The organism is Actinokineospora sp. HUAS TT18, assembly GCF_051364635.1.
In the GTDB taxonomy this organism is placed as follows: Bacteria; Actinomycetota; Actinomycetes; order Mycobacteriales; family Pseudonocardiaceae; genus Actinokineospora.
Map to the genome: position 1 here is coordinate 7,139,090 of NZ_CP195645.1, position 14,282 is coordinate 7,153,371.

11 protein-coding genes are annotated in these 14,282 nt (G+C 71.9%); 6 read left to right on the plus strand and 5 right to left on the minus strand.

Annotated elements, in window-relative coordinates; genetic code table 11:
- Positions 1 to 26 precede the first annotated feature (26 nt).
- The gene (locus tag ACSHT8_RS33325; protein ID WP_436495840.1) at positions 27 to 2,030 is read right to left on the minus strand and encodes a prolyl oligopeptidase family serine peptidase; all 2,004 of its coding nucleotides are present in this window, start codon (positions 2,028 to 2,030) and stop codon (positions 27 to 29) included.
- Positions 2,031 to 2,076: 46 nt separating this feature from the next.
- Here ACSHT8_RS33325 and ACSHT8_RS33330 point away from each other — a divergent pair, with 46 nt between their 5' ends.
- Positions 2,077 to 2,973, plus strand: a complete 897-nt coding sequence (locus tag ACSHT8_RS33330; RefSeq protein ID WP_436495842.1) for a TIGR03619 family F420-dependent LLM class oxidoreductase — start codon at positions 2,077 to 2,079, stop codon at positions 2,971 to 2,973.
- Here ACSHT8_RS33330 and ACSHT8_RS33335 read toward each other — a convergent pair.
- Positions 2,970 to 4,529, minus strand: coding sequence for a mucoidy inhibitor MuiA family protein (locus ACSHT8_RS33335; RefSeq protein ID WP_436495844.1), 1,560 nt, complete (start codon positions 4,527 to 4,529; stop codon positions 2,970 to 2,972). The genes ACSHT8_RS33330 and ACSHT8_RS33335 overlap by 4 nt on opposite strands.
- Positions 4,530 to 4,666: 137 nt before the next feature.
- Here ACSHT8_RS33335 and ACSHT8_RS33340 point away from each other — a divergent pair, with 137 nt between their 5' ends.
- The 3 genes from ACSHT8_RS33340 (at position 4,667) to ACSHT8_RS33350 (ending at position 8,613) form a co-directional block, all read left to right on the plus strand.
- A complete protein-coding gene (locus ACSHT8_RS33340; RefSeq protein ID WP_436495846.1) occupies positions 4,667 to 6,502 on the plus strand; it encodes a Xaa-Pro dipeptidyl-peptidase in 1,836 nt (611 codons plus the stop codon).
- Positions 6,503 to 6,607: 105 nt separating this feature from the next.
- A complete protein-coding gene (locus ACSHT8_RS33345; protein WP_436495848.1) occupies positions 6,608 to 7,450 on the plus strand; it encodes a M23 family metallopeptidase in 843 nt (280 codons plus the stop codon).
- 119 nt (positions 7,451 to 7,569) lie between these two features.
- Positions 7,570 to 8,613, plus strand: coding sequence for a DUF4192 domain-containing protein (locus tag ACSHT8_RS33350; protein ID WP_436495850.1), 1,044 nt, complete (start codon positions 7,570 to 7,572; stop codon positions 8,611 to 8,613).
- A gap of 651 nt (positions 8,614 to 9,264) precedes the next feature.
- Here the strand turns inward: ACSHT8_RS33350 and galE are convergent.
- From galE to ACSHT8_RS33365, 3 genes are read right to left on the minus strand one after another with little or no spacing between them, the layout of a single operon-like run.
- On the minus strand, positions 9,265 to 10,221 hold the full coding sequence (gene galE / locus ACSHT8_RS33355) for a UDP-glucose 4-epimerase GalE (RefSeq protein ID WP_436495852.1): 957 nt from the start codon (positions 10,219 to 10,221) through the stop codon (positions 9,265 to 9,267).
- A 43-nt stretch (positions 10,222 to 10,264) separates the two neighbouring features.
- The gene (gene galK, locus ACSHT8_RS33360; RefSeq protein WP_436495854.1) at positions 10,265 to 11,404 is read right to left on the minus strand and encodes a galactokinase; all 1,140 of its coding nucleotides are present in this window, start codon (positions 11,402 to 11,404) and stop codon (positions 10,265 to 10,267) included.
- Positions 11,401 to 12,096, minus strand: a complete 696-nt coding sequence (locus ACSHT8_RS33365) for a metal-dependent transcriptional regulator (protein WP_436495856.1) — start codon at positions 12,094 to 12,096, stop codon at positions 11,401 to 11,403. The genes galK and ACSHT8_RS33365 overlap by 4 nt, the downstream gene beginning before the upstream one ends.
- A gap of 104 nt (positions 12,097 to 12,200) precedes the next feature.
- Between ACSHT8_RS33365 and ACSHT8_RS33370 the strand changes: the two genes are divergently transcribed.
- Both ACSHT8_RS33370 and ACSHT8_RS33375 read left to right on the plus strand, forming a co-directional pair.
- Positions 12,201 to 13,061 (plus strand): sulfurtransferase, encoded by an 861-nt coding sequence (locus ACSHT8_RS33370; protein WP_436495858.1) that lies wholly within the window; start codon positions 12,201 to 12,203, stop codon positions 13,059 to 13,061.
- A gap of 35 nt (positions 13,062 to 13,096) precedes the next feature.
- Positions 13,097 to 14,272 carry an acetoin utilization protein AcuC gene (locus tag ACSHT8_RS33375; protein ID WP_436495860.1) on the plus strand — a complete coding sequence of 392 codons (1,176 nt, stop codon included), beginning with the start codon at positions 13,097 to 13,099 and terminating at the stop codon, positions 14,270 to 14,272.
- Positions 14,273 to 14,282: the final 10 nt, after the last annotated feature.

A 14,282-nucleotide genomic window follows, 5' to 3' on the forward strand; every position in this document is an offset into this window, starting at 1 on the left:
GCGCTAGACCCTACAGACAGCCACCGTCAGTCCAGCGTGCGCAGCAGGAACTCGTAGACGATCGCCGACATGAACGCCCGCTGCTCGTTGTCCGCCGCCGCGCCGTGGCCGCCTTCGATGTTCTCGTAGTAGTAGGGCGTGTGGCCCTGTTCGATCATCCGCGCGGCCATCTTGCGCGCGTGGCCGGGGTGCACGCGGTCGTCGCGGGTCGAGGTCACGAAGAAGACCGGCGGGTACTCCCGTCCACTGTGGACGTTGTGGTAGGGGGAGAACTCCTTCAGGTAGGCCCAGTCGGCCGGGTCGTCGGGGTCGCCCCACTCGGCCATCCAGGACGCGCCCGCCAGCAGCAGGTGGTAGCGCTGGAGGTCGAGGAGCGGGACCTGGCTGACGACGGCGCCGAACAGCTCCGGGTAGCGCGTCAGCATGACGCCCGCGAGGAGCCCGCCGTTGCTGCCGCCCTGCATGCCGAGCCGCTCGTGGGTGGTGATCCCGCGGGCGACAAGGTCGCGCGCGACCGCGGCGAAGTCCTCGTAGGCGCGCGGCCGGTTCTCCCGCAGCGCCGCGCGGTGCCACGCCGGGCCGTACTCGCCGCCGCCGCGGATGTTCGCCACGACGTACGTGCCGCCCTGGGCGAGCCATGAGCGGCCCATGCCGCCCGCGTAGGACGGGGTCAGGGAGACCTCGAAGCCGCCGTAGCCGTAGAGCAGGGTCGGGCCGGTCGGGTTCTCCGGGCCGACGACGAAGTAGGGCACCTTCGTGCCGTCGTCCGAGGTGGCGAAGTGCTGCTCGACGTGCAGGCCGTCGGTGTCGAAGAACGCGGGCGCCTGCTTCAGTGTCTCGACGTCGCCGCCGATCTCGCCGCGCATCAGCGTCGCGGGCTGCAGGTAGCCGCTGACGTTGAGGACGTACTCGTCGCTCTCGTCCGGGTCGGTGTCGATCACGTCGGCCGAGCCGACATCCGGCACGCCGGGCAGCGGCGCGCGCGTCCAGCCGTCCGGACCCGGGGTCAGGACTTCCAGCTGGGACTTCACGTCGTGCAGCTCGTTGAGGATCAGGTGGTTGCGCGTCCAGGAGTACCCCGAGAGCGACGTGTGCGCGTCGGGCTCGAACAGGACCGCCAGCTCGCGGTCTCCGGCGAGGTAGGCGTCGAAGTTCGCGGCCAGCAGGGAACCCGCGCGGTACGTCGTGTCGGCGACGGTCCAGTCGGTGCGCAGCAGGATCAGCAGCCACTCGCGGTGCACGTCGGAGCTGGCGTCGTCGGGCACGTCGATGCGCACCAGGTCGCCGTCGGGGGTGCGGAGGAATTCCTCCGAGGTGAAGAAGTCCGGGTGCCGTCCGACGAAGTCGCGCTCGAAGCCGGGGGTCGAGTCGTGGAAGGCGTAGGCGGAGACGTCCTCGGCCTTGCCCTCGAACACGATCTCCGCTTCGTCGAGCGGCGTGCCGCGGCGCCACTCCTTGAGGACGCGCGGGTAGCCGGAGCTCGTGAGCGAGCCGTCGCCGAAGTCGGTGCCGACGTAGACGCGGTCGCGGTCGATCCAGCCGACCCGGGACTTGGCCTCCGGCAGGGTGAAGCCGTCGGCGACGAACTCGCGGGTGCGCAGGTCGAACTCGCGGACCACGGTGGCGTCCGCGCCGCCGCGGGACAGCTCGATCAACGCGATGTCGTAGTCCGGTCGCAGGACCTTCGCCCCGCTCCAGACCCAGTTCTCGCCCTCGCGCTCGCCCAGCGCGTCGACGTCGAGCAGGACATCCCACTCCGGCGCGTCGGTGCGGTACTGGTCGAGCGTGGTGCGCCGCCACAGGCCGCGCGGGTTGGCCGCGTCCTGCCAGAAGTTGTAGAGGAACTCGCCCCGGCGCCGCGGGTAGGGGATGCGGTCGTCGGCGTCGAGCACCTCGCGGATGCCCGCGCGCAGCGACTCGAACCGGTCGCCGCCGAGCTTGGCGGTCGTCTCGGCGTTGCGCTCCCGCACCCAGGCCAGGGCGGTCTCGTCGGTGACGTCTTCGAGCCACAGGTACGGGTCGTCGGTCATGGCCGCAAGTCTGCCATCGGCCCGCGGCGGCCGTAGCGTGGTGGATGTGCTGATCGGATTCGCGGTGCCGGTGTCGGGTTCGTGGGCCACCACGGACAACATCCTGAGCGTGGCGGAGCGGGCCGAGGATCTCGGCTACCACTCGCTGTGGACGTTCCAGCGGCTGCTGTCGCCGCCGGACGGGAGTTGGGGCGAGTCGTACCGGTCAGTGCTCGACCCGATCGCGACCACGGGGTTCCTCGCGGCTCGGACCAGCCGCGTCCGGCTGGGGATCGCGGTGCTCAACCTGCCGTTCTTCGCGCCGCCGCTGTTGGCCAAGCAGCTGGCGACCCTCGACGTGCTGTCCGGCGGACGCCTCGACGCGGGGCTGGGCATCGGGTGGGCCGAGGAGGAGTACGTCGCCGTGGGCGCTGACCAGCGCGGACGCGGGCGGCGGGCCGACGAGTACCTGCCGCTGCTGCGCCGCTTCTGGACCGACGACGTGGTCTCCCACGACGGCGACTTCTACAAGGTGCCGCCGACCAGGATGGACCCGAAGCCGGTGCAGCCGGGCGGGCCGCCGATCCTGCTGGGCGCCGCCGCGCCGCCCGCGCTGCGGCGCGCGGGCAGGCTGTGTGACGGGTGGGTGAGCAGCAGCCGAGCCGATCTCACGACGATCGGGAAGTCGATCGAGACCGTCCGCGAGGCGGCCAGGGAGGCCGGTCGCGACGCCGACGCGCTGCGTTTCGTCTGCCGGGGCGCGGTCCGGGTCCGATCCGACAAGCGCAGGCCGCTCGTCGGCACCCTCGACCAGATCCGCGGCGACTTCGCCATGCTGGCCGAGCAGGGGATCACCGAGCTGTTCGTCGACCTGAACTTCGACCCGGAGATCGGCTCACCCGACGCCGACCCCGCCGAGTCGATGCGTCGGGCGACCGACGTGTTGGCCGCTTTGGCGCCCTAGTCGCGCCAGCCCGCCACCTCGACACCCTTGGCGATGTCGAGCCGAAAGCCGAGTTCCAGCTCGGTCGACTTGCCCGGGGCGAGGTCGATCTTCCAGGTGACCTCGCCAAGGTCGGTCCGCTCGGCGGGCTCCGGGCGCAGCGTCACGTCGCGGACCACGATCTGCTCGCTGCGCGAGACCGGCACCTGGTCGATGACCGTGATGTGCGCGTCGCGCGGGCCGAAGTTGCCGACCTTGATCCGGTACGCGGCCTCCTGCTTGCGGGTGCTGCCCAGGACGGCCTTGCCCGCCGACCGGCGCACCAGCTCACGCTCGACCCGGATGCGCTCATCGACGCCCAGGGTGAGCTCGACTTCCTCGCCGGGCGCCCACGTCTCCAGGTCCGTCGCGCCGACGAACTCGTTGTCGTGGAAGATCGACGCCCTTCCCGGGCGGAGTGTGTGTTCAGAGTTGTTAGTCGCTGTCGCGCGCAGATAAGCCTCGGGGCCGCGCACCGGGACCGTCACGTGATCGGTCTTGGTTGGCAGCTCGACCACGGCGACTGTCGTGCGGTGGGCGGTGCCGTCGGCCGGGACGGCGATCTGTCGCGCGGGCCGGTAGGTCGCGGCGGTCGCGCCCTGCTCGACGGTCGCGAACGACTCCATCATCGGGGCAGGCGCAGCGGCCATGGCGGGCATCGCGCCGCCCGGGGCCGCCATGTCGGCGGCGGCGCCGTAGGCGCGGGCCATCTTCGGCGCGATCGGCCGGAGCACGTCGACGAACCAGGGCGACAGCTCGGGCACGTTGACGCCGTCGGCGGGCTGCGCGGTCGACAGCCGTAGGTCGCACTCCGGCCAGTCCTCGCCCGTGTGCTGGGTGATCAGGCCGTACCAGGTGACCGAGAGGGCGTTGTCGGCCAGCCGGACGTCGTAGCGCGACTCCCAGTTGCCGCCGTGGACGAGGTAGGACAGCTCGATCTCCAGGTCGCCGGACTCGGCCACCTCCAGCTCCACCTCGACGGCCATCCGGTCGGGGGCGCGGTGGGCGTAGCGGTCGGCGAGTTTGCGCTCGATCTCGTCGTGCTGCTCCATCGTCTTGCGCCTGACCTGCGCGAGATCGCGCTGCGCGGCCAGGACGTCGCCGAGCTGCCTGGCCAGCGCGCCGTTGACGTCGGCGACGCGGGCCGGGTCGGTCTCGTTGCGGGCCAGCGCGGGGGCGAACGTGCCGCCCACGCGCTTGGCCAGCGCGCTGACGACGTCGGCTTGGACCGTCAGCACCGACTCTTTGTCGCCGAGTTCGTCGATGGCCGCGCGGATCAGCTCGCGCTGCTCCTCCAGGTCCGCGACGGCGCCGTCGGGGGTGCGCGGGTGGTGCTCGGGGCGCACATCGACGCCGAGCACGGTCGCGGCGCCGCGGCCGGTGACCCGGACCGAGTCGGGGTGCAGCGAGAGCGGCAGGCCGCCGACCAGCACCCGCCGCGCGCCCGCGTCGAGGCTGATCAGGCCCTTGCGGGTGACGCGGGCCTGTCCCGGGTAGACGGTGACGGCGACGATCGGGGCTTCCAGAGGACTTGTCACGACGCGAGGCTACCCATCCCCGGCCCACCCGGCACGTGTCCACAGTGGATTCTTCGCCCTTTTGGCGGCATTGACACACCGTCGGACCTGGGGGAAAGGTTCGGACCCGACCTGCACCCTGCATCTTGGAGCCAACCATGAGACGTGCGCGACCCGCCGTCGCAGCCGTGGCCGCCCTGCTCGCGGTTCCCCTGCTCAGCACCCCCGCGTCCGCCCAGGCCGACCCGCCGAAGCCAGTGTTCGTCGACGGCCAGGCCCAGCCCGTTTTCGACCCGAACGACGTCGTCCGCGAGTCGCTGTGGGTGTCCGCGCCGGTCGACAGCGACTTCGACGGCAAGGACGACCTGGTCCACGTCGAGGTCGTCCGGCCCCGCGCCACCGAACTCGGTATGAAGGTCCCGGTCGTCTACCAGGCCAGCCCGTACTACGCGGGCGGCAACGACGTGCCCAACCACAGCGTCGACCAGGAGCTGTACGTCCCGGGCAAGCCGGGGCACGGCGACCACCGCACCGGTTCGCGCGGTCTGGCCGACGAGCGGGTGGCCGCGGCCGTCGGGCCGCGGGCGGCCATCACCTGGCGGTACGAGTCGTACTTCACCGCGCGCGGGTTCGCCGTGGTCTACGCCGAGTCGCTGGGCTCGGGGCTGTCCACCGGCTGCCCGACCAGCGGCGGCCGCAACGAGACAATCGGCGCGAAGTCGGTCGTCGACTGGCTCAACGGCCGCGCGGGCGGCCAGGACGCCTCCGGCAACGCCGTCACCGCGCCGTGGACCACGGGCAAGGTCGGCATGATGGGCGTGTCGTACAACGGCACCCTGCCCAACGCCGTCGCGACGACCGGCGTCCGCGGGCTTGAGACGATCGTGCCGATCGCGGCGATCTCCAGCTGGTACGACTACTACCGGGCCGACGGCTTGATCGTGGCGCCGGGGACGTTCCAGGGCGAGGACCTCGACGTGCTCGCCGACTACGTCTACACGCGCGCGGACCGCGAGGTCTGCAAGCCGGTGATCGCCGACATCGTGGCCCAGCAGGACCGGGTGACGGGTGACTACAGCCCGTTCTGGGACGAGCGGAACTACCTCAACGACGTCTCCGGCGTGCGCGCGTCGGTGCTGGCGGTGCACGGTCTGAACGACTGGAACGTCAAGATGACCCACGTCGACCAGTGGTACTCCGCGCTCAAGCGGCACGGTGTCGAGCACAAGATCTGGCTGCACCAGTCCGGCCACGCCGACCCCTTCCGACTGCGGCAGGCGGAGTGGCTGATCACGCTGAACCGGTGGATGTCGCACTACCTCTACAAGATCGACAACGGCATCGAGGACGAGCCGAAGGCGACCATCCAGCGCGAGGACCAGACCTGGCACGACGAGGCCGAGTGGCCGCTGCCCGGCACGTCGTCCGCGCGGCTGTATCCCGCGGCCGGGGGCGCGGCTATCGGTGGGCTGAGCGCGCGCTCGTCGTTTGGTAGGCCGGTGCTGGAGTCGCTGACCGACGACGTGTCGAAGACGGCCGAGGTGCTGGCGGCGGCGCCCGCCTCGGAGCACCGCCTGTCGTACGCGACGCGTCCGGCGACGCAGCCGCTGCGGATCAGCGGCGGGGTGACGGCCGACCTGCGGCTGTCGTTCACCCGTCCCGCGGCGAACGTGACGGTGCTGCTGGTCGACCGGGCGCCGGACGGCAAGACGTCGATCATCACCCGCGGGTGGACCGACCCGCAGAACCGGCACTCGCCCAGCCGCACCGAACCGATCCGGCCGGGCAAGGCCTACGACGTCGAGGTCGAACTGGTGCCGGACGACTATGTGCTCGCCGTTGGGCACAGCCTGGGCGTGGTGGTCATGTCGAGCGACTACGACTACACGCTGCGGCCGCAGCCGGGCGCCGGAGTCTCGGTGGATCTCGCCCGGAGCAGCCTGAAACTGCCGGTCGTGGGCGGTTCGGCGGCGCTGCGCTCATCGGTGGGATGACACCGGGGTGCACCCCTAGTGTGGAAACTGTTCACGCGGGAAGCCTTCCCCGGCGGATGACCGTCGTGGTCCGATCTTCGTAATCGGATCTCGCGGAGGTGGCAGTTGAACAGGTTCTTAGCCCTGGCATGCACCACCGTCGCCGCGGCGGCGCTCCTCGTTATCGGCGAGGGCGTCGCCGCGGCGGCACCGGCTTTCCAAATGCCGTTCCCGTGCGGGCAGGTGTGGGACGGGCAGACCCGGACCAACCACAGCCCGGCGAACGCGGTCGACTTCAACCGGGCCAACGACGACGGCGACGCGGTGGTCGCCGCGCTCGGCGGCCGGGTCACGCGGTCGGAGAGCGAGGGGGCGGTCAGCTATGGCAACTGGGTCGAGATCGACCACGGCAACGGCTGGCGCAGCCGGTACGCGCACCTGTCGGTGCGGCGGGTGTCGGTCGGCGCGACCGTCACGCAGGGGCAGTTGATCGGCAACGTGGGCAGCACGGGTGAGTCCAGCGGGCCGCACCTGCACTTCGAGGAACTGCTGAACGGCGTGCCGCAGCGGATCGTGTTCAACGGCAGCCAGATCCTCTATTGGGGCACGCGCAGCTACACCAGCCACAACCGGTGCGGCGGCGGGAACCCGTACTCGCCGGAAGAGGTGTGCGGCAGCGGCTTCAGCCGGATCGACTCGGCGGCGCTGGGCACACAGGGGACCACGTACCTGCTCTACAACTCGGGCACGGGCGTCAACTGCGTGGCGACGATCAAGGCGGTGTCGATCGGGACGCCGTCGTCGGTGTCGGCGTTCTTGGAAGTCCAAGGCGGGACACGGACCACGGACAGCGGGTCGTTCTCGTACTACGCGGGTCCGGTGAAGAAGTCGGCGGCCAACCAGTGCGTGAAGTGGGGCGGGTCGGTCGGGTCGTCGGCCTACACGAGCCCGTTCGAGCACTGCGGATAGCGTTCCCGGCCCGGCAGGACTCCCTGGTCCTGTCGGGCCGTTTGTCCACATGGGCCGAATTCATCCACAGCTGATTCGATTGTGTGGCAAAGGTTTCGCGGCGCCCGCACAGTGGACCCATGAACCTCGAACTCAACAACGGCGGCGACCTCGTGGCCGCGGTACCCAACCTCCTTGGCTTCCACCCCACCGACTCGGCCGTCGTCGTCACGGTCGAACCCAACGGCCCGAAGTTCGCCCTGGGCCCGGTATTCCGCGTCGACCTGCCGGCCCCCGACAACGTCGTCGGCCTCGCCGCCCACCTCGCCGACGTCTGCTCCCGCCACAACGTCCGCCGCGCCCTACTGGCGGTGGTCGGCGGCGAGAAGCTGTCCCACCGCCCATTCGTGGACCAGCTCATCGGCGACCTCAACCTGGTGGGCGTCGTGGTGGACCACCCGGTCTGGGTCAGCCGAGCCGAAGCAGGCGAACCGTGGTGGTGCTATCGCGAGCCGGATTGCGCGGGCGTCGTCCCAGACCCGGACGCCACAGCCTTCGCCGCCGCCCGCGCCGTCGAGGGCATGGTCAAGTACCCGAGCCGCGAAGCCTTGGTCGCCAGCCTCGCCCCCGACCCGCCCGATGTGGTCGACCGCCGCTCCCAGGCCCTGGACACCTTGGTGGGCGCCGAAGTCCGCGCCGCCACCAACGGCTGCTGCGACGCCGATGCCCTGGCCAAGGACATGACCCTCATCCACGCCGCCATCGCCGACTTCGCCGCCGCCACCCGAATGGAACCGGATCTCGACGAAGACCGCCTCGCCCGCTTGATCCTCGCCATGACCCACGAAGATGTTCGGGGCGAATGCTTCAAGATCGCGGTATCCCCACAATCCACCGCCGCCATGCGCCTGTGGACCCGCCTCACGAAGGCCGCCCCAATCCCGGAACGCGCCGAACCGGCCTGCTTCCTAGCCATAGCCGCCCACCTCCGAGGCGAAGGCGCCCTAGCCCACGCGGCGTTGACCCTGGCCCTGGAAGCCGACCCCGCCCACCCGATCGCAGGCCTACTCCGCTCCGCCATCCAACACGCGATGTCCCCGGACGAACTCCGCCACATCCTTACGCGCGCCCTCCACACGCCAGCCCCCCGAGAAGGCCCTGTATGTGGAGCCGCCGCAGCCTGACGGGGACGGGCCTGGGCGCGTGCCGCACATCCTGCTAGCCGGTCCAACCCCGGCAACCCCGGCACGTTGGCGCGACCACCGACCAACGGCGACGGTTCCCGCCTCGGCTGTCCGACCTGGCTTGGCCTGGCCCGGCGTCCGGTACGGCTCGGCCAAGGCTGAGCCCGGTGGTCCGGCTTGGCCCGCCTAGTTCGGGTCCAGCCCAGCCCAGCCCCGCCCGGCCCGGCCCGGCCCGGCCCGGCCCGGCCCGGCTCGGCTCGGCCCGACCCAGCCCAGCCCAGCCCGGCTCGGCCCGGCCCGGTGCGGTGCAGCCTGGCCGCGCTTGGCACGGCTGGCTCGGCTCGGCCCGGTGCGGCCTGGCCGCAGCTTGGCCCGGCTTGGCACGGCTTGTTCCGGCTCGGCTCGGCCCGGTGCGGTGCGGCCTGGCCGCGGCTTGGCACGGCTTGGTCCGGCTCGGCCTGGCGCCGCATTGCCTGGTCCGGCCTGGCTCGGCCGTGTCTGCCTGACTCGGCCTGGCTTGGCCGGCAGCGGCCCGGCCTTCTTGCCCCCGCTAGCCCTGCCTGGCCCAGTTCGGCCCGGATCGGGCCAGCCCCTCTAGCCTTTCCTAGCCAAGTCCAGGCGGGTTATGGCGAAGGACGAATCGCCCGGGTGTCAGGCGCGGGAGCGGGTGAACTCCCAGGCGTCGCTGACGATGGTGTGGAGGTCGGTGCGTTCCGGCTTCCAGCCGAGTTTCTCGGCGGCGGCGTCGGCGGAGGCGACCAACGTCGCCGGGTCGCCTGCGCGGCGGGGGGCGTAGGTCGCCGGGATCGGGTGGCCGGTGACGGCGCGGCAGGTCTCGACCACCTCGCGGTTGGAGAAGCCCGTGCCGGTGCCCAGGTTGTAGATCTGGTGTTCGCCCTCGACGGTGTGGCTCAGGGCCAGGAGGTGGGCTTCGGCCAGGTCGAGGACGTGGATGTAGTCGCGGACGCAGGTGCCGTCCGGGGTGGGGTAGTCGTCGCCGTAGATCGACAGAGCTTCGCGGGTGCCCATGGCTACCTGCAGGACGATCGGGATGAGGTGGGTTTCGGTGGTGTGGCGTTCGCCGTAGGGGCCGTAGGCGCCCGCGACGTTGAAGTAGCGCAGGCTCACCGCGGCCAGGCCGTGGGCCTTGGCGTAGGAGGTGATGGCGTGGTCGATGGCCAGCTTGGTCGCGCCGTAGGTGTTCGTGGGGCGGGTGGGTGCGGTTTCGAGGATCGGCACCTGGTCCGGCTCGCCGTAGGTGGCGGCGGTGGACGAAAACACGAGTCGGGGGGTGCCGTGTTCGCGCATGGCGTCCAGCAGCTGAAGGGAGGTCAGGACATTGCCGTTCCAGTACTTGGCGGGGTCCTGCATGGACTCGCCGACGAGGGACTTCGCGGCGAAGTGCAGGACGCCGTCGAAGCCGTCGGCCAGCAGGGTCGGGGCGACCTCGGCAAGGTCGCCTTCGACGAAGGTGGCGCCAGGGGGGACCGCGTCGGCGTGGCCGGTCGTCAGGTCGTCGACGACGGTCACCTCATGCCCGGCCTCCACGAGCCGGGCCGCGCACACACTGCCGACATACCCAGCCCCACCGGTCACCAGCAGCTTCACCGTGGTCCTCGCCTTCCTGATTCGCGTGGCCACCCGGGTGGCCCTAGTAGTCGCGTCCCGCGCCCGGGGACGGCACCGCGGCGAACATCCGCGGCGCGGTGAAGGAGCGCTCGGCGAACGCCGACGCCACCGCCGCGCGCACCGTCTTGTCCAATTCGGTCGGGACGAGGGCGATGGCCGTGCCGCCGAAACCGCCCCCGGTCATCCTGGCACCAAGCGCGCCCGCGCCGACGGCCGCCTCCACCGCGACGTCCAACTCGGGGCAGGACACCTGGTAGTCGTCGCGCAGCGACACGTGGGACTGGGTGAGTGCATCGCCGACGAGGTGCGGCTTGTCGGCGCGCAGGAACTCGACGGTGCGCAGCACGCGGGCGTTCTCGGTGACGACGTGCCGGGCCAGCGGCAGCAGGTTGTCGGGGAGGCCGTCGATGTCGACCGCGTCGCGCAGGGAGGGCACGCCGAGCAGTTCGGCGGCGCGCTCGCAGCCTTTGCGGCGGTCCCCATAGGCCGAGTCGGCCAGCGAGTGCTTCACCCGCGTGTCGATGGCCAGCACGCCGAGGCCGTGGTCGGCCGGGGCGAACGGGATCTGCTCCTGCTCGCCGGAGCGCACGTCGAGGAACAACACATGCGAGTCGACACAGCAGAGGGAGGCTGTTTGGTCCAACAGGCCGGTGGGCGCGCCCACGAAATCGTTCTCCGAGCGCTGGACCCACCGGGCCAGCTCGGGCAGCGGCACCGTCACGTCCGCGAGGCCGAGCAGCGCCAAGGCGACCGCGCACTGCAGCGCGTGCGACGACGACAGGCCCGCGCCGGTGGGCACGTCGCCGGTGATCACCAGGTCCGCGCCGCCGTCGATGCCGTGACCCCGCAGGACCCAGGCCACGCCGCTCGGGAAGGCCGCCCAGCCGCCGATCAGGCCGGGTTCGAGATCGGCGATCGGGGTGGGGGTGGCGTGCTGGGCGAGGCCGTCGGCGCCGATGGTCACCGCGGTCAGCACGCCGTCGGAGCGGGGCGACGCGGCGACCGCGATGCGGTGGGGCAGTGCGAAAGGCAGGACGAAGCCGTCGTTGTAGTCGGTGTGCTCACCGATCAGGTTCACCCGACCGGGGGCGGACCAGACTCCGGCGGGCGCGCGATCGTGCAGCCGCCGGAACTCGGCGGCTGCCTGGCCTGCCGGGCTCACGTCGAACGGGCCAGCACAGCGTGCAGGACGATCGGGGCCAGCTCGGCGGTGTTGCCCGCGCCGGTGATGGCGATGTTGGCGCCGTCGCCCCTGGACGCGCCGACGTCGATCACCTCACCGGGGAGCACACCCACGTGCTTGAGCTCGGCCATCAGCTGGGGATCGAGCTGGACGTGCTCGGCGATGCGACGGACCTCGACGCTGCCGCCGCCGCGGCGGGCGACCTCGTCGACCCGGACCAGGCCCGCCTCGACCGGCGGGGCGGGCTCGCCCTCGCCGAGTTGGTCGAGACCGGGGATCGGGTTGCCGTACGGGGAGGTGGTGGGGTGGCCGAGGAGCTTGACCAGCTTGCGTTCCACGGCCTCGCTCATCACGTGCTCCCAGCGGCACGCCTCGCTGTGCACGTGTTCCCACTCCAGGCCGATCACGTCGACCAGCAGACGCTCGGCGAGGCGGTGCTTGCGCATGACGGCGATGGCCAGGGACCGACCATGGTCGGTCAGCTCCAGGTGCCGGTCGCCCGCGACGATGACGAGACCGTCGCGCTCCATGCGGCCGACGGTCTGGCTCACCGTGGGGCCGCTCTGGCCGAGGCGTTCGGCGATGCGGGCACGCAGGGGTACGACGCCCTCCTCTTCGAGCTCGTAGATGGTGCGGAGGTACATCTCGGTGGTGTCGATGAGATCGTTCACGCCGTTCCCCTTACGTCGGGTCCCATGGTAGTCGCTGGGGATGACAGGGCAGCGACTCGCTGGTGTGAGGTGATCTCGATCGGGGGGTGCGGCAGGATGGCCGGGTGACCGCACGCACACAGCCACTCATCTCCGCCGCCGACCTGCTGTCCGCCCTGGACAGTCCCGACGCGCCGGTCCTGCTCGACGTGCGCTGGCGGCTCGGTGGGCCGCCCGGGCGCGAGGACTACGCCGCGGGCCACCTGCCGGGCGCCGCCTACCTGGACCTGGACACCGACCTGGCGGCCGCGCCGGGTGCGGGCGGCAGGCATCCGCTGCCTGAGCCGGACGTGCTGGAGCGGGCGCTGCGGGCCACGGGAGTGCGAGCGGATCGGCCGGTCGTGGTCTACGACGCGGACAACGGGTCGGTGGCCGCGCGCGGGTGGTGGCTGCTGCGGTGGGCCGGGCACCGGGACGTCGCCGTGCTCGACGGCGGGTTCGCGGCGTGGGTCGCCGAGGGCGGGCCGGTGAGCACCGACACGGTGGCGCCGGAGCCGGGCGACATCGAGGTGCGGCCCGGCGGCATGCCGGTGCTCGACGCCGACGAGGCCGCCGCGCTGGCCAAGGACGGCGTGCTGCTCGACGCGCGGGCGCCCGAGCGGTACCGGGGCGACGTGGAGCCGATCGACCCGCGGGCCGGGCACGTGCCGGGGGCGGTCAACGCGCCGTTCGCCGGTCACCTCGACGGCAGCGGCCGGTGGAAGCCCGCGGGCGAGCTGGCCGAGCGGTTCGCGGGGCTCGGGGTGCTGGCCGGGGAGCCGGTCGGCGCCTACTGCGGGTCGGGTGTCACCGCGTCGTCGGTCGTGTTGGCGTTGGAGGCGGCCGGGGTCACCTCGGCCGACCAGCCCGCCGCGCTGTACGCCGGGTCGTGGTCGCACTGGTGTGTCGACCCGAACCGGCCGGTGGCCACGGGCGAGCAGCCGTAGCGGCGGTCGGTGGCGGCGCGCACTAGGGTCGTCACATGGGTGATCGAGCCACCGTCGTCTGGGACGCCTCCCTGCTCGGGTACGACTTGGGCGGCGAACACCCGTTCAACCCGATCCGGCTCGAGCTCACCATGCGCCTGGCCGCCGCGCTCGGGGTGCTCGACGGCGTGCCGCTGCGCGTGCCGGAGCCCGCCAGCGACGCCGACATCGAGCGCGTCCACGAACTCGAGTACATCAAAGCCGTGCGGCAGGCGCCGACGGTCGGCTGGGACGTCGGGCACGGGCTGGGCACCGCGGACAACCCGGTGTTCGACCGCATGCACGCCGCGTCCGCGCTGGTCGTGGGCGGGTCGATGCTGGCGGCGCGGCAGATCGCCGAGGGCACCGCGGACCGGGCGGTGAGCATCGCGGGCGGGCTGCACCACGCCATGCGCGACCACGCGGCCGGGTTCTGCGTCTACAACGACTGCGCGGTCGCGATCTCGTGGCTGCTGGACAACGGGTTCGACCGGATCGCCTACGTCGATGTCGACGTCCACCACGGCGACGGGGTGCAGGCGGCGTTCTACGACGACCCGCGGGTGCTGACGGTCTCGCTGCACCAGAGCCCGATGACGCTGTGGCCGGGCACCGGGTTCGTCAACGAACTCGGCGGGCGCGGCGCGCAGGGCTCGGCGGTGAACATCCCGCTGCCGCCGCACACGCGCGACCCGGCGTGGCTGCGGGCGTTCACCGGGGTGGTGCCCTCGCTGCTGCGGGCGTTCCAGCCGCAGATCCTGGTCTCCCAGTGCGGGGTAGACACCCACGAGGAGGACCCGCTCGCCGACCTGTCGCTGTCGGTCGACGGCCACCGCGCGATCTACCGCGCGCTGCGCGACCTCGCCGACCGGTACGCGGGCGGCAAGTGGCTGGCCACCGGCGGCGGCGGGTACCAGCTGCTGCGGGTGGTTCCCCGCTCGTGGACCCACCTGATCGCCACCATGCTCGACCGCGACGTCGCCCCCGAGACCCGGGTGCCCGCCGACTGGACCGCCTCCGTGCGCAAGATCGCCCCGAGGGCCGACCTCCCACTGACCATGGGCGATAGTCGGGACACCGCGTTCGAGCCGTGGGGCGGCGGGCTCGACCAGCCCGTCGACTCCGTGATCCGCGACGTCCGGCACGCGGTGTTCCCGCTGCACGGCCTCGACCCGGACGACCCGCGCGACTGAGACCGCGCCC